Raw genomic sequence first — 22,566 nt, 5'->3', positions numbered from 1 at the left:
CGGGGAAAGGTAGAGATTAGCCGTTCGCAGCAACTGCGGCAGCCGAACGTGCGTTCTGCGTGCGGGTTCCGGCCTGGTTGGCGCTGCAGGCGCGCGCGTACTCGCCCAGGCACAGGCCGATGCGGTGCTGCACCAGCGCGGTGGGGGTGTTGGCCAGCGTGCCCTCACGCACGGCGCGGTACTGCTCCGGCAGGTACTGGCTGAGCAGCACCAGTGGCGGCGCGTGCTGTTCCAGGTTGGCGAACAGGGTCTGCACCGCCTGCACCAGCGCGGGCTCGCCCCAGTAGTAACGGCAGCGGTCACTGAAGGAGTAGCTGCGCAGCAGGCGCAGCGCAGTGTCATCGCCCTGGTAGTAGGACTGCCAGTACTTCGGCTGCGCCACCATCACCTCGTCCAGCACCTGCGGCAGGCGCGAGCACTGTGCCGCCGGCAGCAGTTCGGCCTCGATCGCGGCCAGCGCGAACAGCGCTTCGCGGTAGGCGAAGGTGGCCGCGGGCCCGACCTTGAGGATGGCGAAGTGGTCGCGCACCAGCGCGTGCAGGCCGCTCTCGCGCTGGTAGTCGGTGGAGTGCGCTTCGAACACGATGCGTGGCTGCTGTTCGAGGAAATCGGCCAGCGTACTGGCAGCGGCGGCGTCGTACTCGTGCACGCTGCTGTGATCGAAGTCCACGCCCGGCTGCACCACCATCGCGATCACACGCTGCCACGCATCGCGCAGCTGCGGGGTATCGAAGGCCTGCCGGTGGATGGCCAGGGTCTGCGCGGCGGCGGCCGGCGTGGTCACCTGCAGGCCCTCGGCAAGCGAGGCTTCTCCACCGGGAATCGGCACTTCGGTACCGATCACGTAGACCGGCGGCGGCAGGCCATGTTCGGCGGCGGTGCGTTCGGCGATTTCGGCCAGCTCGGCCGAGCGCGCAGCGACGATGGCATCGGGCAGTGGCACCGGATCATCGGCGCAGGACATGCTGCAATCCAGATGGATCTTGTGGAAACCGGCGGCGACGTAGGCTTCGATCAGCACGCGCGCGTGGGTCATCGCTTCGGCCGCCGGGCGCTTCTGCCAGGCATTCGGGCCGAGGTGGTCGCCGCCCAGGATCAGCCGCTCGCGCGGGAAGCCTTCTTCATCGGCCAGGGTACCGACGTAGTCGCGGTACTGCGGCGGGGTCATGCCGGTATAGCCGCCGAACTGGTCGACCTGGTTGGAGGTGGCCTCGACCAGCAGCACGGTGCCATGCGCCAGGGCGACGTGCATGGCCGCGCGCAGCACCTGCTCGTTGCTGCAGCAGACGCTGTACAGGCCGACGTTGGCGCCGGCGCGGTGGGAAGCAAGCAGGGTCTGCAACGGGGACATGGTCAGGCTCCGGAGATCAGGAAAACGAGGGTTGGCAGGCGAGCAGGGCGGCACCACGTGCGCCACCGGCATCGCCGAACCGTGGCGGCACGATCGGCGGGACCTGCACGCCATTGAACAGATGGGTGGCGAGGGCGGCCGGCAGCTGCCGGTACAGCGGCGCGTACTGCGAGAGGCCACCGCCGAGCACGATCACGTGCGGGTCCAGCGCCAGCACCAGCGCGGCCAGGCTGTGGCCGAGCAGATCACGATGAATGTCCAGCGCCTTGCGCGCGCGGGCATCGCCGGCTTCTGCCAGCGTGATCACCGCACTGGCATCGACGGCGCTGCCTCCGAGGTGGCGCTCGATCATGGCCAATCCGCTGCCGGACACATAGCGCTCCACGCAGCCCTGCAGGCCGCAGCCGCAGTCCAGCAGCGGCAGGCCATGGCGCTGCAGCAGATGGCCGGGCACGCTCCAGTGGCCCCATTCGCCGGCCAGACCGTTGAAGCCGGACAGCAGCCGGCCCTGCAGGCAGAAGCCACCGCCGGCACCGGTGCCGAGGATGGCGCCGAACATGCTGGGGAAGCCGTCGGCGGCGCCGCCGTGCGCTTCCGACAGGGCAAAGCACTGCAGGTCGTTGCCGAAATGCAGCGAGCGTTGCAGCCGCGCCTGCAGATCCTGCGCCACGCATTGGCCGGTCAGTGCGGGCACGTTCGCGCTGAGCTGGCGGCCACTGCGGCGGTCACGCACGCCGGGCAGGGCAATGCCGATGGCCGCATCATTCCGGCCCAGCGCGGCGTCGGCCTCGGCCACCAGCGTCACCACGGCCTGCAGGAAACCATCGTAGTCGCCCTGCGGCGTGGCCACGCGGCGGCGCCAGGTGACCTGCATCGCCGCATCGCACGCCACCAGCTCGATCTTGGTGCCGCCGATGTCGATGCCATAGCAGGCGTGGGCGATCAGCTCAGCCATGGTGGATGGTGACGCCCTTGACGACGCGGTTGACGGTGCCGTCCGGGAACGGGTTGTCCGGGGTCAGTCCCAGCGCGGCCGAGCGCTGCAGCGCGAACAGCTGCGCGAAGCCCAGCCACACCGGTGCCAGCCACGGATCGTCCAGCGCCGGTACGGTGAGGGTGTAATCGTCATCGGCGCCGATGTCCGAATGTGGACCGATCGCCAGCACCTGCCCGGCCACGCCATCGCGGCGCAGTTCGTCCAGCAGGTCCTGCTCGTAGCGGCGCGCGAGCGGCTGCACGCTGCGCAGCACCACCACCAGGGTGTTGCCATCCAGCGTCGACTTGGGACCGTGACGGAAGCCCAGCGGCGTGTTGGCCAGCGCCAGAACGCGGCCAGCGGTCAGCTCCAGCACCTTCAGTGCACACTCGCGGGCCAGCGCTTCCAGCGGGCCGCTGCCAAGGTAGATCACGCGGTTGAACGGGCGCTGCGCAAGTGTTGCCACTGGTGCGTCCCACTGCGCCTGCCCTTCGCGGGCCAGCGCGGCGATCTGCTTCAGGCGCGCCACGCGCGCATCCCACGGCGAGCGATCAAACACCGTCAGTGCCGCCAGCAGCATGCAGGTCAGGCTGCTGGTCATGGCGAAGGCACGGTCGCAGCTGGCCGACGGCATCAGCAGGGTGCACGTATCGCCACGGCCGGCGCCACGGCGGGCCAGTTCGCCATCGGCGTTGCAGGTGATGTCGAGGAAGCGCGCGTCGTCCACGTCGCTGCGCACGCGATCCACCGCTGCCACGCTTTCCGGGCTGGAGCCACTGCGGCCGAACGACACCAGCAGGGTCGGGCGGTCACGCTGCAGGTACAGCGCCGGGTGGGTCAGCAGGCTGGTGGTGTGCACCACGCGCACCTCGGCCGCCCACTGTGCGTTGATCGCGTCGGCCACCATCTCGGCGATGAAGCCGGAACTGCCGGCGCCGGTGAACAGCACGCGCTGGTTGGGATCGTTGAGGCTGTCGCCGAGGAAGGCCTGCAGGCGGTCGCGGGCACGCGACAGGTCCTGTGCGAGTGCTTCCCACAGCGCAGGCTGCTGGGCGATTTCGATTGCGGTATCGGCTCCGCCAAGGCGCTGCCAGGCGGACACATCGGAAAGCAGGGTGACGTCCATTCGGAGGTTCCAGTTGGGCCAGCGCACCATCTGTGTTTTCTTTCGAAATGTCAAACATCGAAAGTAAAAAGAAAGAAAATGGCCGAGTGGCTTTCCCAGTCGCGGAATGACCATGAAAACGAAAGGACGGGTCAAATGCCGTATCGCACAATGCTTAACAGGCGACTGCAAGCGCTTACACAAAGTATTGCGACGCAACAACTTTCGTTTCAATGGAATATATCTTCCTTTTTCCTTTCAATTTGTTGACATCTTTCGAATCGCTGCCCTAGAGTCGGCCCAATCGCTTTCGAAACGCCCGGTGAACGGGTTGGGAGTCCGCGTGGAAAACTGCGTACGTCGCTCGCCGCTGATGCTGGCCCTGTTGCCGGCCTTGATGCTGGCGTCCATGACGGCCCGGGCCGAGCCGGTCGGAAACCTGCGATCGGTCAGCGCCAGCGCCAGCCGCGATGGCGTGCAGGGCTGGGACCTGCAGACCGACAAGGGCGCGCGCATCCGCATTGAACTGCCGGCGACCGACATCATCCGCGTGCAGGCCGGCCGCAACGGCACGTTGACCGGCGCCGGCGACAAGGCCGCACCGATCGTGCTGCCGCAGCCCAAGGCGAACGTGCAGGCGCAGCTGGAAGAAGACGCGCAGGAAATCCGCGTGCGTACCGACGCACTGGTCCTGCATGTGCAGCGGCAACCGCTGCGCCTGCGCCTGGAACGCCTGGACAACGGCCAGCCCACCGCGCTGTGGCAGGAACTGCAGCCGCTGGACCTGGAGGCCACGCAGAGCGTGCAGGTGCTGTCGTCGCAGGCCGATGAGGGCTACTTCGGTGGCGGCCAGCAGAACGGCCGCTATCAGTTCAAGGGCCGCGAGCTGGAGGTGTCCTATTCCGGCGGCTGGGAAGAGGGCGACCGCCCCAGCCCGGCACCCATGCTGCTGAGCAGCCGTGGCTGGGGCATGCTGCGCAATACCTGGAGCGATGGCAGCTACGACCTGCGCCAGCCCGACCAGGCCACGCTGCTGCATCGCGAAGACCGTTTCGATGCCTACTACTTCGTCGGCGCGGACCTGCCCAAGCTGATCGAGCGTTACACCCAGCTGACCGGCCGCCCGAACATGGTGGCGCGCTGGGCGCTGTCCTATGGCGATGCCGACTGCTACAACGACGGCGACAACAGCAAGAAGCCCGGCACCGTGCCCGAAGGCTGGAGCGACGGCCCGACCGGCACCACGCCGGATGTGATCGACAGCGTGGCCAAGCAGTACCGCGCCCACGACATGCCCGGTGGCTGGATCCTGCCCAATGATGGCTACGGCTGCGGCTACAAGCAGTTGCCGGAAACGGTGAAGGGGCTCGCCGGCTACGGCTTCCGCACCGGCCTGTGGACCGAGAACGGCGTCGACAAGATCGCCTGGGAAGTCGGCAAGGCCGGCAGCCGCGTGCAGAAGCTGGACGTGGCCTGGACCGGCAAGGGCTACCAGTTCGCGATGGATGCCAACCGCCAGGCGTTCAACGGCATCCTCGACAACTCCGATTCGCGCCCGTTCCTGTGGACGGTGATGGGCTGGGCCGGTATCCAGCGCTACGCCGTAGCGTGGACCGGCGACCAGAGCAGCAGCTGGGATTACATCCGCTGGCACGTGCCGACCCTGGTCGGTTCGGGCCTGTCCGGCATGGCCTACGCCAGTGGCGACGTCGATGCAATCTTCGGCGGCAGCGCCGAGACCTTCACCCGCGACCTGCAGTGGAAGGCGTTCACGCCGGTGCTGATGGGCATGAGCGGCTGGTCGTCGAACGCGCGCAAGCACCCGTGGTGGTACGACGAGCCGTACCGCAGCATCAACCGCGACTACCTGAAGTTGAAGATGCGCCTGACCCCGTACATGTACGGGCTGGTGCACGAGGCCGCGCAGACCGGCGCACCGCCGGTGCGGGGGCTGATGTGGGACTACCCGCGCGACCCGCATGCACAGGATGAGACCTACAAGTACCAGTTCCTGCTCGGCCGCGACCTGCTGGTGGCGCCGGTGTACCGCAGCCAGGCCGCCAGCCGTGGCTGGCGCCGCGACATCCACCTGCCGGCCGGCGGCTGGATCGACTACTGGGACGGCCGCCGCGTGCAGGCCGGTGCCGACGGCCGCCAGCTGGACCGCCAGGTGGACCTGGCCACGCTGCCGGTGTTCGTGCGCGCCGGTGCGATCCTGCCGATGTACCCGTCGATGCTGTTCGACGGCGAAAAGCCGCTCGATGAAGTGACCTTCGACCTGTACCCGCAGGGCGACTCGCAGTACACGTTGTACGAAGACGATGGCAACACGCGCCGCTACCAGCAGGGCGAGTCGAGCACGCAGGTAATCCGCGTGCAGGCGCCTGCACTGGGCAGTGGCCCGGTGCAGGTGCAGATCGATGCGGTGCAGGGCCAGTACAACGGCCAGCTGGCGCAGCGTCGTTATGGCCTGCGCGTGCTCAGCCGGCAGGCGCCACGTGCAGTGCAGGCCGGTGGCCGCGCGTTGCCAGCGCTGGCCGATGCGGCGGCGTTCAACGGTGCGGCTGAAGGCTGGTACTTCGATGCCAAGGAGCGCCGTGGCACGCTGCACGTGCGTACCGCTGTCCAGGACATCCGCCAGCCGCTGCAGCTGCAGCTGGACTTCGCGGCGGCCGCTGCGGCCGCCGACGATGCCTATCCGGCCGCGCCGGTACTCGGCCGCGAACTGCCCGCAGACAGCCTGCTGGTGGTCAACCGCCCGGCCGAGGAGCCCGGCCATGCGCTGGAGAACGCCTTCGATGACGATCCCAACACCTGGTTCCGCAGCGTGCGCAACCAGGCCGTGCGCACTGGCGCGCACGAGTGGGTGATCGGCTTCGGCGAGCGCAGGATGATCGATGGCATCGACATCGCGCCGCGCAACGACAAGAACTGGAAGCACGGCCAGGTGCGCGATTACGAGGTGTACCTGGGCGACAGCAATGGCGAGTGGGGCGAGCCGATCGCCCGTGGCCGCCTGCAGCTGAAGGAAGGCGTGCAACGCATCGACTTCCCGGCCCATGCCGGCCGCCTGCTGCGCTTCCGCGTACTGAGCGTGCAGAACCCCGAAGGCGACGGCGCCAGCAGCACCGACCCGATGGTGACCGCCGCCCAGGGCAGCGCCCGCGCGTTCGATGCACTGCAGCCGCGCGACGTCGGCCCGATCGCACTGTCCACCTTCCACATCCTCGAACACCAGGAACCGGAGCGACCGGCCCGGCAGCGCTATCTCTCCGAGCTGCCGGTGCCGGCCGCGCTGGCCAGCCAGCTGCGTACCGACCAGTCCTTCCGTGGCGACGCCGGCATGCGCATGAACGGCCTGCAGTTCCGCCGTGGCCTGGGAGTCGGCGCCAACAGCCGCATCGACCTGCGCCTGCAGGGCGGCTGGCACCTGCTGCGTGCCGACCTCGGCATCGACGACGCCTGCCGCAACGCCGGCGGCCTGCAGTTCCAGGTATGGGGCGACAACCGCCTGCTGTACGACAGCGGCCTGGTGAAGGCGCCCGGCGTGGTCAAGCCGGAGCTGGACATCCGTGGCCTTTCCACCCTGAGCCTGCGCACGCTGGGTGCGCAGGGCAGCCAACCCGCCCAGGTCTGTGCCAACTGGGCCAACGCCGTACTGATCGGCCAGGAGGGCGACTCCGCCAGCATCGTCGCCCCATGACCCCCACGTAACACCGCTCCTCCCCCGCCCCATCCCGACTACGGCCCTCATGGCCGTGGCCCGGGAGCGTTTTGCCCGCCGAACGCCCACGCGCTCACTCAGTTGCGCCGCACCCCTGCCAGGAGAGAACCCCGATGTTGCCCGCCCGCCACCACCGCCCCCCCTGCCGCTCGATCGCTCCGCTGACGCTGGCCATTGCCGGCGCGCTGTTCTCGCTTGCCGCTCCTGCCTTCGCCCAGGAGAGCAAGGACAACGCCACCGACCTGGCCCGCATCGAGGTCACCGGCTCCAACATCCGCCGCACCGACGTTGAAACCGCCTCGCCGGTGCAGGTGATCAGCAAGCAGGACATCCAGAACATGGGTGCGCGCACGCTGCTGCAGGTGCTCGACAACCTGCCGGCCGCACGCCCTGCGCAGCAGGATGCGCGTTCGCTGTTCACCGGTTCCGACGGTGCCTCGCAGGCCAACCTGCGTGGCTTGGGCGCGCAGGGCACGCTGGTGCTGCTGAATGGTCGCCGCCTGTCGTACTACGGTGCCCCGGCCGGCTTCCAAACCCAGTTCGTCAACATCGACGCGATCCCGGCGGCGGCCATCGAGCGCATGGAAGTACTGACCGACGGCGCGTCGGCGGTGTACGGCACCGACGCGGTGGCCGGCGTGATCAACGTGATCACCAAGCGCAACTTCCAGGGTGCCGAGATCAGCTTCACCAACGACACCTCCTCGCGCATCGATTCCTACGGTGAGCGCCAGGCCAGCATCACCGCCGGCTTCGGTGACCTGGCCGAGAACCGCTTCAACATCTACGGCGCGGTCAACATGTACCGTCGCGACGCGATTCCGCTGAGCGATTTCTACGACAAGCGTCCGGACCAGTACTACGTCAACAACCCGAACTACCTCAACAACCTGCGCCTGGGCGTGGGCAGCAGGCCGGGTGAGTTCAATCCGGGCACTTACTTCGCCTTCGATCCGGTCACCGGCCGCCGCGTGCAGGAAGCTGCGCCGGGTTGCAAGAACGTGCTGACCAGTGAAGCGGCCGGTCCGCGTTGCGTCTGGGAAACCTGGATGAACAACGAGATCGACGCCGGTGCCAAGTCCGAGCGCAACACCGCCTACCTCAACGGCACCTTCCTGGTCGGTGACAACACCGAGATATTCGCCGAGGCGACCTACACCGACATCGACCTGCGCGCCAACGGCGGCACGCCGCGCACCTACGGCACCACGACCGGCAACCCGACCAGCTGGTTCTCGCGCAACACCGGCAACACCGTCAACCAGTTCCTGTACCCGTTCCTGGGCCCGAACAACGAGTACAACCACGCCAGCCCGCAGTTGAAGGCCATGATGGGCGGCGTGGTCGGCCTGAACTACCTGCTGCAGGATGCCGGCCCGAACTATTTCGGCCAGCGCAATACCGACAAGAGCTATCGTGTGCTGGCGGGCGCACGTGGCAACGTGGGTGACTGGAACTGGGAAACCGCCTTCGCCAGCGCTGGTACCCACTCCACCACCTACCAGACGATCAACGTCAACACCAAGGGCTTCGAGAAGGCGTTCGGGCCGTACACGATCGATCCTGGTACCGGTCGGGTGATCATCTCCGACCACCCGGCGTACAAGTTCGGCGAGATCAGCGAAGCCAACGCCGCGTTGATCCGTGAAGCGTTCCCGACCTTCGACATCCAGTCGTGGACCCGCCTGCATACCCTGGACGGCAAGATCGAAGGACCGCTGTTCCAGCTGCCGGCGGGCGAGATGCGCGCCGCGTTCGGCTTCAACGCCAGCCGTGAGACCTTCTACACCCCGGGCAATGCCGATGCGGCCAATGGCCTGATCACCCAGCAGGGCGGCTCGTGGTTCGACGGCAAGCGCAACACCTACGCGCTGTTCGCCGAGACCGTGGCGCCGATCACCGACAAGCTGGAACTGGATGCGGCGGTGCGCGTGGACAAGTACCCGAACTTCAGCGCCAACATCGCGCCGAAGATCGGCTTCAAGTACCAGGCGTTCGATCAGCTGATGTTGCGCGGCACCTATTCCACCGGCTTCCGCGCACCGAGCCTGGCCGAGTCCGGCAACGGCGGCGTATTCGCACAGCTCGGTGGCTTCCGTGACGAACTGCGCTGCGGCGAGACCAACGCCATCGCCAACCTGCTGCTGAAGTCGCAGCGGCCGGGTGACGTCGATCTGGGCAAGACCCTGCTGAACGTCGATTGCAGCCGTACCGTCGCGCGCATGACCCAGCCGAACAAGGATCTGAAGCCGGAGAAGGCGAAGATCGCCACCCTCGGCTTCGTCTACGAGCCGGCGAGCTGGCTGTCGGTGTCGGCCGACTACTGGTTCATCTACCGCAACAATGAAATCGTCGCGCCGGACTATCGCCGCATGGAAGACATCATCTCGATGTCGCGCTCGCCGATCACCGACAGTGACCGCGCCAACCTGGCGCAGTTGGCGGCAATGTGCGCCGATCCGGCCAGCGGCGTGAGCTGCCCGGCCACCCTGCCGGGCTACTCCGCCGGTAACGTGGCCAGCGTGGTCGGCCAGTACAAGAACCGCGGCAAGACGCTGATCGACGGCTTCGACATCGACGCGCGCAGCCGCTTCTCGCTGGGCGACTGGGGCAACCTGAACATCGGCCTGGCCGCCACCATCGCCAACCGCAACCGCTTCTACATGGACGCCGAGAACGGCTGGTACTACGGCGACGTGGTGGGCTACTACAACAATCCGCGCCTGCGTGCCACGTTCAATGCAGACTGGACCTACAAGCAGGTGACCACCAGCATGTTCGTCAACTACGTGGGTGGCACCAAGTGGGCTACCGACCAGATCGACGAAGAGAGCAACAACAAGGAAACCTGCACCGGCGGCTACCTGGCCCTGCAGAAGAGCAAGTGCGATGGTGCTCCGTCGTGGTGGACCGCCAACATGAGCGTCACCTGGCGCCCGGATGATGCGTGGAACCTGAGCTTCACCGTCAAGAACCTGTTCAACCGCCTGCCGTTCTACGATCCGAACAGCTTCCTGGGTGACTCCAGTGACTACGCCACCATCTTCGGCCGTGGTTACAGTGTGACCATCGGCTACCGGTTCAAGTAATTCCGTTTGCGTGACCTGGCGTGCCGGCTGCGGCCGGCACGCTGCCAAGAGGAGAGATGTTTGCCATGAAGCGTAGGGAATTCATCGCGGCCAGTGCCGCTGTCGCCGCCAGCAGCCTGCTGCCGCAGACCCCGGCATGGGCACGCGGGCGCAAAGTGCGCCTGGCCATGATCGGTACCGGCATGCGTGGCCTTGTGCTGCTGAAGGAGCTGGTGCGCCGCGACGATGTCGAGGTGGTCGCGCTGTGCGACATCGAACCGATCATGCTCGGCCGTGCCATGGACATGGTGGCCAAGGCCGGCAAGCCGGCCCCGAAGACCTACGGCCAGGACCGCGATACCAACGCCTGGAAGCGCCTGCTGGAACAGAAGGGCATCGATGGCGTGATCATCGCCACGCCGTGGGAGTACCACGCACCGATGGCGATTGCCGCGATGCAGGCCGGCGTGGCCGTGGGCTGTGAAGTGGTGGCCGGCATCACGCTGCAGGACCACTGGGACGTGCTGAAGACCCAGCTGAGCACCGGCACCCCGTACATGCTGCTGGAGAACGTCTGCTATCGCCGCGACGTGATGGCGGCGTTGCAGATGGTGCGCCAGGGCCTGTTCGGCGAACTGGTGCATCTGCAGGCCGGCTACCAGCACGACCTGCGCGGCGTGAAGTTCAATTCCGGCGACCCCAACCAGCCCTACGACAGCGGCGTGGAGTTCGGTCCGAAGGGCTGGAGCGAAGCCCGCTGGCGCACCGAGCATTCGGTGGAACGCAATGGTGAGCTGTACCCCAGCCACGGCATCGGCCCCTGTGCGATGTACACCGGCATCAACCGTGGCAACCGCTTCACCCACATCAACGCCTTCGCGACCAAGGCACGCGGCCTGCACGAATACACCGTGGCCAAGAGTGGTGGCACCACCCACCCCAGCACCCAGGTGAAGTTCAAGCTCGGCGATATCGTCACCACCACGCTGGCCTGCGAGAACGGCGAGACCATCCTGCTGCAGCACGACACCTCGCTGCCGCGCCCGTATTCAATGGGCTTCCGTGTGCAGGGCACCAAGGGCCTGTGGATGGACGTGAACCATTCGATCCACATCGAAGGCCGCAGCCCGCCGCACCAGTGGGAAGAGTTCAAGAAGTACCAGGACGCGTACGAGCACCCGCTGTGGAAACAGAATGCCGACACCGCCGCCGGCGCCGGCCACGGCGGCATGGACTGGTTCGTCATCCATGCATTTGTTGAAGCGCTCAAAGCCAAGGCACCGATGCCGATCGACATCTACGACGCGGTGACCTGGAGTGCGATCACCCCGTTGAGCGAGCAGTCGATCGCCAACGGTTTCCAGACGCTGGAGTTCCCGGACTTTACTGCTGGTGCGTGGAAGACGCGCAAGCCGATCTTCGCGTTCGACGGTAAATACTGAGATTCATCCCTTCCATGCTGTGACGGAAATGCCGGGCGATGCCCGGCGTTTCTGTTTCTGGAGGCATTCGCCTTGTAGAGCCGAGCCCACGCTCGGCTGCTTGTTCGGTCGGCCGCTCGCTTTATCAGAAAACTCTGAAATCCGACCCACTCCACACTTTATGACTTGAATGTGTAAACGACATCGGAGATAACGTCCCCCATGCGGTCAGACCGCATTCCGGACCAGGGACGATCCGAAGCATGACGTGGTGAGGCAACCGCCCCACGTTCTCGTTCCCGCCGGTGCTGTGTTTGTCCAGGAAGGAGAACAGGGATGTTGAAACGACTGAAGACCATTTCGTGTGCCGCACTGGCGATGATCGCGCTGGGGAGCTTGGCTCCTTGGGCTGCGCAGGCGCAGGAGGTGCAGAAGAAGTGGGAGAGCTACCTGTCGATGGGCCAGCCGCGAGCCACCGAAGCGGCGGTGCAGAAGGACATCAAGTCGCTCTTTTCCCAGTACGAAAAGGACAAACCCTTCGATTGGCATGTCAAACGCCAACGCGTCCTTGGAAAGAAGGTCATCTACGATTACCGGGTGAGACCCGAGAAGATCGTTACTACCGACTGGGTCTACATCCACTCAGGGCAGGAGTACTCATCCGAAGATCAGATTCGTAGCGCGATCCTCGCTACCCGCGTCAGCGACCCGCAGTGCCCGGCGACTTCACTCACGGAGGATCCTTGGGTGGAGCTCCTTGGACTTGGCAGGGGCGACGACGGTAGCGTCACCAACGAGGAGAAGGATTTCCATTACACCTTGAACTTCTATCATCAGAGCACTCAAGAATGCTCGTCGATAGTGGGGTGGGAGCGTGTGCGCCGGGCCAGAACGGCGCTTTGTCCGAATCGACCGTCCCTGACGTGGAATGAGGCCCTGCAGATGTGCTCCCTGGTCCAGCAGGACGAGCCGCACATGTCGCCCATGCTCTCCTACACAAGCGGGCCGCTGCCGCCGCAGCAGTGTCCTGTTGGTAACCCGTGTGATCCGACCACTGGCGATAAATCCCAGCCTGAGCCGGATTTCAACCTTGGATGGGTGAGCTTCCAACGCCACTATCACTCCCTGACAAGCACGGCGGGCGGCGCGTTGGGTACGGGCTGGACCCATTCCCACAATCTGCGGCTTACCGCAGGCGTAGACGATTCCACCTTCCCTCCCAGCCCCGAACTGAAAGTTGGGCTGATCGGCGCCGATGGCGGGCAGACCGCATTCCAGAAAGTGGGGGCAAGCTACGAAGCCATGGACGGAAGCGGCGATCGTGCGGTCCAGCAGGGCACCAACTGGCAACTTTCACGTGCCGGAGAGCGCATTTATTTTGATGCTGATGGCTTGATGCAGCGCCGTGATCTCGAAGACGGTACTTCGCTGACCTATGCACACGACAGCCGCGGCCGCCTGCTCAGCATCACCCATTCAACCGGTCGGCGCGTGGACGTCCAGTACCTCGCGCCGGGCGACGATTCACTGATCTCGGCCCTGGTGATCGCCGGCCAGCCTGTGGTGAGCTACGCCTATTCTCCGGCCGGGGAACTGATCACCGCGACCTATGCCGACGGTGCCAGCCGTACCTATCACTATGAGGACGCCCGCTTCCCGGGCTACCTGACCGGCGTAACCGCCGAAGACAACCAGCGCTACAGCTGGTACGGCTATGACACGCAAGGGCGAGTCACCTGCAGCCGCCATTCCGGCGATTGCAGCCAAGCCGACGTGGGCATTGATGGCGTGCGCCTGGAGTACACGCCGGCAGGCACCACCATCGTCACCGACGCACTGGGCAAGCAGAGCACCTACGCCTTGACCGCCAGCGGCACCAGTGGCCTTCCGCGCAAGGTCAATAGCATCACCGAAAGCAACGGCAGCATCACTCGCGCCTATCTGCCCGAGGGCACCGATTTCCGGCGTCGGCTGCAGTCGGTGACCGATCGCCGTGGTGTCGTCACCAGCTACGCCTATGCCGAGGCCAGTGATGCTGCCGCAGGCGCCGTCAGCGTGACCACCACCACCGAAGCGGCCGGTACTCCGGACCAGCGCATCAGCGAAATGCGCGTGGCCATGGACAGCAATCGGCTGGTGCAGCAGACCATCGGTAACCGTGAGATCCGCATCGCACGCAATGCGCGCCTCCAGCCAACCACCATCACCGTGCGCGACAGGGTGACCGGTGATACCCGCATCACCACGCAGACCTACTGTGAGGCCGAAGGGCCGGAGTGCCCGCTGGTGGGACTGCTGCGTAGCGTGGATGGCCCACGCAGTGATGTGGCGGATGTCTCCACCTATGCCTACTACACCGCGGACGACGCGGGATGCGCGACCAGTGGTGCCTGCAGTTATCGCAAGGGCGACCTGCGCAGCGTGACCAATGCGCTGGGCCAGACGGTCGAGACCTTGGCCTACGACGCGTTCGGGCGGCCGTTGTCGGTCAAGGATGCCAACGGCGTGGTCACCGATTACACCTACCATGCGCGCGGCTGGCCGACCTCGGTCACCGTGCGCGGTGCCACCACAGCCGAGGACCGGGTGACCCAGATCAGCTACTGGCCGACCGGCCAGGTGCAGCAGGTCACCGAGCCGGACGGCAGCAGTGTCACCTATGTCTATGACGCCGCCCAGCGCTTGACCGATATTGCGGACAACAGCGGCAACACGATCCACTACGTATTGGACAACGCCGGCAACCGCCTCAAGGAAGACACGCTGGATGCAGGCGGCACCCTGCGCCGTACCCTGGCGCGGACGTTCAACACGCTTGGCCAGCTGACCGCGCTGAAGGATGCGGGCAACCACGCCACCGGCTTTGCCTACGATGCCAACGGCAACCCACAGACGGTGACCGATGCCCTGCAGCGCGTGACCAGCCAGCAGTACGATCCGTTGAACCGCTTGGCGCAGACCCTGCAGGACGTCGGCGGCGTCGCGGCGGAGATCCGCAGCCAGTACAACGCGCTGGACCAGGTCACCCAGGTCACCGACCCGAAGGGCCTGCATACCACCTACGCCTACAACGGTTTCGGTGATCTGACCGGGCAGGTCAGCCCGGACAGTGGCGCCAGCAGCTACACCGTGGACGCGGCCGGCAATCGCAAGACGGCCACCGATGCACGCGGCGTCACCGCCACCTATCACTACGATGCACTCAACCGCCTGATCGGTATCGCCTATCCGGACCCCAATCTGGACGTGGGCTACAGCTATGACGTGGCACCGGCCGCCTGTGCCGCCGACGAGCGCTTCGCCGAGGGCCGCCTGGGGCAGGTGCTGCACGCCAATGGCAGCACCCAGTACTGCCATGACCGTTTCGGCCAGGTCACCCGCAAGGTGCAGACCGTCAATGGTGTGGCCACCACCCTGCGCTATGCCTACAGTAAGTCGGGTCGCTTGACCGCGTTGACCTACCCCGACGGCAGCGTGGCCGACTACGTGCGCGATATCCAGGGCCGCATCAGCCAGATCGGCCTGACCCGGCCCGGCCAGGCACGCCAGATCGTGGTGAACAACGTGACCTACGCGGCCTTCGGCCCGGCCACCGGCTGGACCTACGGCAACGGCCGCCAGCTGCAGCGTCCGCTGGATCTGGATTACCGCCCGCAGGCGGTACACGACCCGGCCGCAGGTGGCCTGTCACTGGGCTATGGCTATGACCCGGTTGGCTCGATCACCGAGCTGAAGAACGGCGCAGGCTCGGCGGTGCTCGCCAAGTACGCCTACGACGCGCTGGGTCGCCTGACCCAGACCCAGGACGGCGCGACCGGTACGCCGATCGAAACCTATGCCTATGACGCCACCGGCAATCGCACCGCGCTGACCACCTCGGCAGGCACCGCCAGCTACACCTATCCCGCAACCAGCCACCGGCTGACTGCCGTGGATGGCGAGGCACGCAGCCATGACGTGGCGGGCAACACCACCGGCATCGGCAGCAAGACGTTCACCTACAACGACGCCAACCGCATGAACGCGGTGAAGCAGGGCGATGCCGTGCTGGAAAGCTACGGTTACAACCATCGCGGCGAGCGCGTGCTGCGCAGCCCGTCCGGTGGAGCTGCCCAGATCACCCTGTACGACGAAGCAGGGCAATGGCTGGGCAACTACTCGGCCACGGGCCAGGCGCAGCAGCAGGCCATCTGGCTGGACAACTACCCGGTGGCGCTGATCAACGTGCCGGGCACCGGCGTGCCGGAGCTGGCCTATGTCCAGCCGGACCATCTGGGCACGCCGCGCGTGGTGATCGATCCGGTGCGGAATGTCGCGATCTGGGAGTGGAGCAACAAGAGCGAGGTGTTCGGCAACCAGATTCCGAGTGCCGATCCCGATGGCGATGGTGTGGCGTTCGAGCTGGCGTTGCGCTTCCCCGGCCAGCAGGCGACGGATTCGAGTGGGTTGTTCTACAACTACCAGCGCGAGTACGACCCGGCGGTGGGGCGGTATTCGCAGAGTGATCCGATTGGGTTGATGGGGGGAATAAGCACGTTCACCTATGCGGGCGGTGGACCGCTAATGAGCGTGGATTCGCTTGGCCTTCAGTCAAGAGATCTGGAGTACATCTACAAGTATTCCGGCGCAACGCCCCCTCCTCCGAGCGGGTACCCAACGGAGTACAGGCAGGGGGTCCAGGATTTCGTGAGAAACTACATCGACATGAGGCTGGCTAACACGAAGCTCCAGGATAAGTACTTTCATTGCAAGGCAAACTGTGAGGCTGCTCAGCGCGGACAAGGCGGCAAAGCGGCTGCTTGCAATATGAGCAATGCTCGGGAGATATTTGATCAGCGGGTGAAGGGGGATTCATCTGCAGCGTCGGCCGCAGACCAACGGGCCAATTTGTTCGGCCGAAATAACGCGGGCGAGGGGTCATGTTCTGAAGTATGTTCACCATTCAGGCCGAATGGATTGCCGGACAATTATTGAAATGAAAAAACAGTCAAAGACCGTTGTACTTCTCTGTGCAATTGTAGTGATTATTGCTCTTGCTTTTTGGTTTCGGGGGCAAATGGCTATCGATGCCTGTTTAGATGATGGAGGGAGTTGGAACTACTCGACGAGCCAATGCAGCACTGAAGAGTGACAGCTTCAAAGGCTCAGATGGATGCATCTGCAACTGCATCTTCGTTCTTCAATCGTGTGGCTGGACAGTTGGAGGATTGCTGATCTTGTGTGGCGAGAATGAAGTTGCAGAGTTGGAGAGTCTGGCGGAGCAGGCTCCTTCTCTTCGCATGCTGCTGAGCAGGAAATGGCGGAACTTCGTGTGGGAAGACGAGTACAGCATGCTACGTGCGCGAACCCCAGGGCCGCATCAGCCAGATCGGCCTGACCCAGCCCGGCCAGGCGCGCCAGATCGTGGTGAACAACGTGACCCATGCGGCCTTCAGCCCGGCGACCGGCTGGACCTATGGCAACGGCCGCCAGCTACAGCGTCCGCTGGATCTGGACTACCGCCCGCAAGTGGTGCACGACCCGGCCGCAGGTGGCCTCTCGCTGGGCTATGGCTACGACCCGGTCGGTTCGATCACCGAATTGAAGAACGGCGCAGGCTCGACGGTGCTGGCCAAGTACGCCTACGACACGCTGGGCCGCCTGACTCAGACCCAGGACGGCACGACCGGCACCCCGATCGAAACCTATGCCTATGACGCCACCGGCAATCGCACCGCGCTGACCACCTCGGCAGGCACCGCCAGCTATACGTATCCCGCAACCAGCCATCGCCTGACTGCGGTGGACGGCGAAGCGCGCAAACATGACGCAGCGGGCAACACCACCAGCATCGGCAGCAAGACGTTCACCTACAGCGATGCCAACCGCATGAGCGCGGTGAAGCAGGGTGATGCTGTACTGGAAAGCTACAGCTACAACCATCGCGGTGAACGCGTGCTGCGTACCCCGGCCAGTGGCGCGGCTCAGATCACGCTGTACGACGAGGCAGGGCGGTGGCTAGGCAACTACTCGGCCACGGGCCAGGCGCAGCAGCAGGCCATCTGGCTGGACAACTATCCGGTAGCACTGATCAATGTGCCAGGCACCGGCGTGCCGGAACTTGCCTACGTGCAGCCGGATCATCTGGGCACACCGCGCGTGGTGATCGATCCGGTGCGCGATGTGGCGATCTGGGAGTGGAACAACAAGAGCGAGGTGTTCGGCAACCAGATTCCGAGTGCTGACCCGGATGGCGATGGAGTGGCGTTCGAGCTGGCACTGCGCTTCCCGGGCCAGCAGGAGACGGATGCGAGTGGGTTGTTCTACAACTACCAACGCGAGTACGACCCGGCTGTGGGGCGGTATTCGCAGAGTGATCCGATTGGGTTGGCCGGTGGAATAAGTACCTTCAGCTACGCACTAAGTTCCCCGGGCTCACATAGTGACGCAGAGGGTCTGCAAGTCATGCGCAGCGGCGTGCACGCAGGCTCTCGCGCTATGATGAATTCGAACCAAGCTCCTACAGGAGACAATCAATCAAACTTCGCTGCGCCCGCTTCTTGGGGGGAAGTGTCTTCTGGCCTTGCCGCAACGACAAATGCGCTGAACAGCCTTAGCTTAACTCACTCAAGCAGTGTCTTAAATCCGCAAAGTCCCGCGTCAATTCTGACGCGGAACATCATATCCAAGGCGTGCGAGAAAGAAGACGACGATGACTGTAATCGTCTCATAGCAAAGATAGATTCTTTGGTGGTCGAGCTGAGAAAGCGATACTGGGATCTTAAACTGGATAGACGTGGGCTTCTGGCTACCGGTCGTATGTCAATAGATGGGCATGTGCAGCAATTTCAAAACAAGCAGGCACAGTTGAGGCGATTGCTTGCTGAATCTGCAGCAAAGCGCTGTGCAGGTTATAGCAATGAGGCTTGGCAATGGGCCACTATGGCTCAACCAATTTGAGATCTAGACAATGCTTGATAAAGAGTGCATGGAAAAAGTCGCTGAAGCATGGGTTAACTTTAATCGGCTCGCAGTCGATGCGAATGAGCGGGGTCCGCTCACAGGCGTGCTGGATGAAGTTGATGGCATCATCCAGCGAGATCCTGGCGAAGGTTGGAAATTCATTGAGGCTGTCAGGCGAATGGATGTGGATGCGCATCTACTTTCCAATCTTGCTGCCGGACCTTTGGAGGACTACTTGGTTGCCCACGGCGAGACCGAAATCGAGAGGGTTGAAAGCTTGGCAAAGCACGACCCATCTCTTCGGGATCTCCTTGCTCAGACGTGGAAGAACTCGATGTCGGATGAGGTATGGCGGCGGGTACAACTTGCTGCTGCATCAGGTTAGGCTGCCATGGGTAACGCTCGAACGCCTTATGACTACGCTTGGCAGCTTCGCTATCGGCATGTCCCGCGAGGCCGCAGGGGGAGTACAGTGCAATAAATAATAACTGCGGGACGCCGTTGCAGAATTGCATGCGGGAGATTGGCAAGGGGCTTCAGCCTGTGAACATGATTCTTCCGGAATCAATAAACCCCCTGCTTTGGTGGATGTCTGATGACTCAACCATTCAACGCGGGAAAAGGTGATGAAATTTATTCCTGGAATTTTTCTTATCTGCTCAGTCTTAACTATCACCTCTTGCGAACACAAGGGTAGAGAAGTTGTGCCGGAGGGCGTGATCGAAGTTTATGATTCGGCAGAGGGCGGGGGCGTAATTGGTACGAGTACTACTCCGATTCCGATTGTTGGATATGTTTATCCGGATAAGACTCGTTACGTGCTGAAGGTCTGCTATCTGGGTCACATAGGGTATGTGCGGGATGGAATACGAGAGCTAAGATCAACAGTGGGCCGGAGCTCATCCTGCCCGGAAACCGCGAGAAGCGCGGACTAGAGTTAACTAAGCGAGGCGAAACTGAGATCACCAAGCTGGAGACTGTGGCGAAACAGGAGCTGCCACTGCGTGAATTACCTAGTTGGATATGGGCCAGAGCGTACCCAGCAAGGTTGGGAGGACACAGTGATGGCAGGGCACCTTGGTGCGGTGACGTCTGCTGAGGGATGCACGGGGGCTCGGCGCCCCCGCTACACCCTATCCCGCAACCAGCCATCAGCTGACTGCGGTGGATGTCGAGGCGCGCAGCCATGACGCAGCGGGCAACACCACCAGCATCGGCAGCAAGACGTTCACCTACAACGATGCCAACCGCAACTCGGTTGCCAATGGTCGACTTAATCGGGCTGCAGCGCATCCGGGGAACGCCAATCTCTTGCGGGGTGGGTCGAAGATACTTGGGCCCCTTGGAGCAATCGTGAATTACAGGTCAAACTGCAATAAATGCCAATGTCCGGCGAAGTGATTTTCATAAGGTTCATGAAGGGTGCAGCTGCGGCGGGAGCGCTGGGGATCTGTTGCGCGCTGATCGCGTCCATGTTGAGTATGCGCTGTCCAGTAGCTAGGTACTCTCCGGAAGTTATGTTTGCTCTTTCTTTCGCGTTGCTGATGTTGCTCGTATATTCCAAGTTCGAACTGGCGAGAAGGGGAATTCTGTCGATTGAGGTTGGGCAGGTGCGTTTCGCGTTCGCAATAGCGCTCCTGGCCGAGATGCTGATGATTGGGTTGCTCGTCGCCCGCAACCTCGAATGCGATAGCTTCGTTCGCGCGATTCCCATTCCTGGTGCACTACTTGTTTTCTATACAGCTGTCGCATTCTCATTTGTATTCGGTGATATCTATCTTGGTCCTGCGCGAAAAATCATCAGGCTTGGAGCTCGGCCGAGGAAATTCTTGAGGGAGGAATAGTTGGCACTGGGTGGATTGGAGTGGAGCAGATTGGGTGGCTTCGTCGCCTTTTCTCACTTGAAGATATGAGGCGAGATAAGGTCGGTGGTGGATCCCTTTCGGTCCCTCCACTGCTTGGAGCTGGGTTTGGCGTCATGTCGGGATCTGGCTACACAGTTCCTGGTCAGATAGCTGCGCCGACTGGAAAAGGATGCGGGTGTCCTTGAGATGAGAAAATACAATCGTTTTTTTGGGGCTTACTACATCATGTTCTTCTGGGCGCTCAGGCTGGTTGCTTGCCTTGGAGTTGCCGTAAATTCAGTGCTCCTTGCCTTTGTGCTGGTTGATATTTCTGATGGTGGACGAGACTACGGATTTGCGGGTTTGGCGTTTGTCGCGCTCTCTCTTTGCACAGCGTTTGCCATGTGGAAAATCGGGTCTGTCGGCCTGCTCCGTCTTCGGCAAAGGAGGGCACCATAGATCTTTCCAGGGATGCTCTGAACAACTGCCGGGGTAGTGCCGGCCGTACGCAGGTGGCGTCCCGTTGTATTTGGTAGATCCACCTGGTCTGTGCCCGTGTGAGTGCGTCGACTACTTGGGCGTGACGTTCGGTGTGGCAGACCTCGCCTTTGGAGGCTTGGAAGCTGTGAATGGCGAAGGAGTCACCATTGCCGGTGTTTTGTCTCCGCAGCCCGAAGTTGCAATCCCCGGATTCCTGGTAATGGTGAATGGTGGAGCAACGGCGTACGATGGAGTGTCAGTGATACAAACCGCTCAGGATGCAAAGGAAAGAGAGTCCATCTATACCGAGGTGGCGGGGGGCAGTTGGCGCGAAGACGGGAGAGCTGTCGTCATTCGGCTTGACGTTCAACGGTCACCTTAAGGCCACACGGAACTGTTGCACTTCGTAGCCCCTGACAAGGATGCGCTGGATGCCATGAAGGCGGTGAAGGATGTTTCGGGTGGGTCTGGGTGCAGTTGCATATAATGGAGGTGATATGCATATGCGCAAGAAAATAATGAATTGGCTTGGTTTGTTGTTATTTGCGCTAGTTTTTTTGAGGTCCTCGTCCTATCTTGTATTGAAGGTGTATGCTATTGGTCACCTTGAGAGGGGTGATTATTTTGTAATGTTGCCTGTGGCGCTGGGGTCACTCCTGATTTGCGGCATGTTCATGGCGATTGTGATTAAAGGAATGAAATCCGATCAGTAGGCTGCGCCTGGAGCATCACGCGCGACGTATGGTTCCGACAGGTTATTGCATGGGTATCACTATTCACGATTTCCAGCTGGTTGGAATTCGTCTTGATCCGCTGTCAGGTGTGACTGTTTCTCTGTTCGATGAATCTTCGCGGGCATCCTGTGATTTTGTCTTTGGCCAAGTCAGGAGAGCAAGCGTTGATGGTTTCTCTAGCCAGAATGTCGTGCTCGATCTCAAGGTCTTCAATCGAAAGGATGATTACTTTGAATTCAAGCGGTGTTGCTTCCTCCTTGGCCTAGATCCAGTGGCTGCCAGGGAAATTGTCGATGGTGACACCTTGGTCTTCATTGAGGCCTCTGTCGGCGCAGAGATTGCACTTCTAGTAGAGGGCACTTGGGATAGCCGGTTGATTCCTGTCAAGTCATGATTCCTGATCTGTCGAGCGCATCGCTCCAAGACGCACGCACCGCTTGGCTTGTAGGTCGACAGGGATCTGACGGAGAGATGGATTGTGGGACGGACCATCATCGGGCCAACGCAATGGGCTCTACCGTGCGTGCAGCCCGATGAACATCATGGATCCTGTACTCAGCGAACTGCTTTCCCGGCTCGGTGTCGGCACTGACTTCGGCGATACGGTGCTGACTTGTCCGGAGACCCAAGGGGCCTATGAGGACACGCCCCTGCATGTGGTGGCCTATTACAACGATGTGGCCCTCCTCAGCGCATTGATGCCCTTCGTGACTACCATCGATGCGCGTGGTGATCTTGATCTGACGCCGCTGGCAAGAGCTTTGATGATGTGGTGCGTATGGTCGACGCCGCAGATGGAACCTGCTGATGGAAACTTCTGAAAAGAGGTTTTACCGATGCGCCTGATGACCTTCATCTGTCCACTTTGTGGCGCTAGCGGGCAGCGCTTTCCCCTGAGATTTGCTGGGAGGCGTCAAGCAA

At 62.9% G+C, this 22,566-nt stretch carries 11 protein-coding genes and 1 pseudogene; 9 read left to right on the top strand and 3 right to left on the bottom strand.

What is annotated here, in order from left to right; translation table 11 throughout:
- Positions 1 to 16: 16 nt before the first annotated feature.
- Genes ACS0OT_RS18800 through ACS0OT_RS18790 form a run of 3 tightly spaced genes read right to left on the bottom strand, consistent with a single transcriptional unit; the run spans position 17 to position 3,453 of the window.
- Positions 17 to 1,351, bottom strand: a complete 1,335-nt coding sequence (locus tag ACS0OT_RS18800) for a D-tagatose-bisphosphate aldolase, class II, non-catalytic subunit (protein WP_065185865.1) — start codon at positions 1,349 to 1,351, stop codon at positions 17 to 19.
- A gap of 16 nt (positions 1,352 to 1,367) precedes the next feature.
- Positions 1,368 to 2,306, bottom strand: a complete 939-nt coding sequence (locus ACS0OT_RS18795; protein WP_065185864.1) for an ROK family protein — start codon at positions 2,304 to 2,306, stop codon at positions 1,368 to 1,370.
- Positions 2,299 to 3,453, bottom strand: coding sequence for an SIS domain-containing protein (locus ACS0OT_RS18790; protein WP_005420100.1), 1,155 nt, complete (start codon positions 3,451 to 3,453; stop codon positions 2,299 to 2,301). Before ACS0OT_RS18790 ends, ACS0OT_RS18795 begins: the two co-directional genes overlap by 8 nt.
- Positions 3,454 to 3,775: 322 nt before the next feature.
- Between ACS0OT_RS18790 and ACS0OT_RS18785 the strand changes: the two genes are divergently transcribed.
- The 9 genes and pseudogenes from ACS0OT_RS18785 to ACS0OT_RS18745 all read left to right on the top strand — a co-directional run bounded on the left by ACS0OT_RS18785 (position 3,776) and on the right by ACS0OT_RS18745 (position 22,466).
- A complete protein-coding gene (locus ACS0OT_RS18785) occupies positions 3,776 to 7,135 on the top strand; it encodes a TIM-barrel domain-containing protein (RefSeq protein WP_005420098.1) in 3,360 nt (1,119 codons plus the stop codon).
- 134 nt (positions 7,136 to 7,269) lie between these two features.
- On the top strand, positions 7,270 to 10,245 hold the full coding sequence (locus ACS0OT_RS18780) for a TonB-dependent receptor domain-containing protein (RefSeq protein WP_262090172.1): 2,976 nt from the start codon (positions 7,270 to 7,272) through the stop codon (positions 10,243 to 10,245).
- Between the two features lie 65 nt (positions 10,246 to 10,310).
- Complete coding sequence (locus tag ACS0OT_RS18775; RefSeq protein ID WP_139727931.1) at positions 10,311 to 11,666, top strand: Gfo/Idh/MocA family protein; 1,356 nt, start codon at positions 10,311 to 10,313, stop codon at positions 11,664 to 11,666.
- Positions 11,667 to 11,981: 315 nt separating this feature from the next.
- Positions 11,982 to 16,619 carry an RHS repeat-associated core domain-containing protein gene (locus ACS0OT_RS18770; protein WP_164092997.1) on the top strand — a complete coding sequence of 1,546 codons (4,638 nt, stop codon included), beginning with the start codon at positions 11,982 to 11,984 and terminating at the stop codon, positions 16,617 to 16,619.
- A gap of 348 nt (positions 16,620 to 16,967) precedes the next feature.
- Positions 16,968 to 18,083: pseudogene (locus ACS0OT_RS18765) on the top strand (RHS repeat-associated core domain-containing protein); the annotation flags it as partial.
- 529 nt (positions 18,084 to 18,612) lie between these two features.
- The gene (locus ACS0OT_RS18760; protein ID WP_139727927.1) at positions 18,613 to 18,972 is read left to right on the top strand and encodes a DUF6869 domain-containing protein; all 360 of its coding nucleotides are present in this window, start codon (positions 18,613 to 18,615) and stop codon (positions 18,970 to 18,972) included.
- A gap of 1,000 nt (positions 18,973 to 19,972) precedes the next feature.
- Positions 19,973 to 20,431 carry a hypothetical protein gene (locus ACS0OT_RS18755; RefSeq protein ID WP_139727925.1) on the top strand — a complete coding sequence of 153 codons (459 nt, stop codon included), beginning with the start codon at positions 19,973 to 19,975 and terminating at the stop codon, positions 20,429 to 20,431.
- A 1,242-nt stretch (positions 20,432 to 21,673) separates the two neighbouring features.
- Complete coding sequence (locus tag ACS0OT_RS18750; protein ID WP_164092999.1) at positions 21,674 to 22,039, top strand: hypothetical protein; 366 nt, start codon at positions 21,674 to 21,676, stop codon at positions 22,037 to 22,039.
- A gap of 148 nt (positions 22,040 to 22,187) precedes the next feature.
- Complete coding sequence (locus tag ACS0OT_RS18745) at positions 22,188 to 22,466, top strand: hypothetical protein (RefSeq protein ID WP_139727919.1); 279 nt, start codon at positions 22,188 to 22,190, stop codon at positions 22,464 to 22,466.
- The last annotated feature ends 100 nt before the right edge of the window (positions 22,467 to 22,566 follow it).

Source organism: Stenotrophomonas maltophilia group sp. RY12688, assembly GCF_052149045.1.
In the GTDB taxonomy this organism is placed as follows: Bacteria; Pseudomonadota; Gammaproteobacteria; order Xanthomonadales; family Xanthomonadaceae; genus Stenotrophomonas; species Stenotrophomonas sepilia.
The sequence above is the reverse complement of the archived record's forward strand: the minus strand, read 5'-3'. Positions and strand labels throughout refer to the sequence as shown.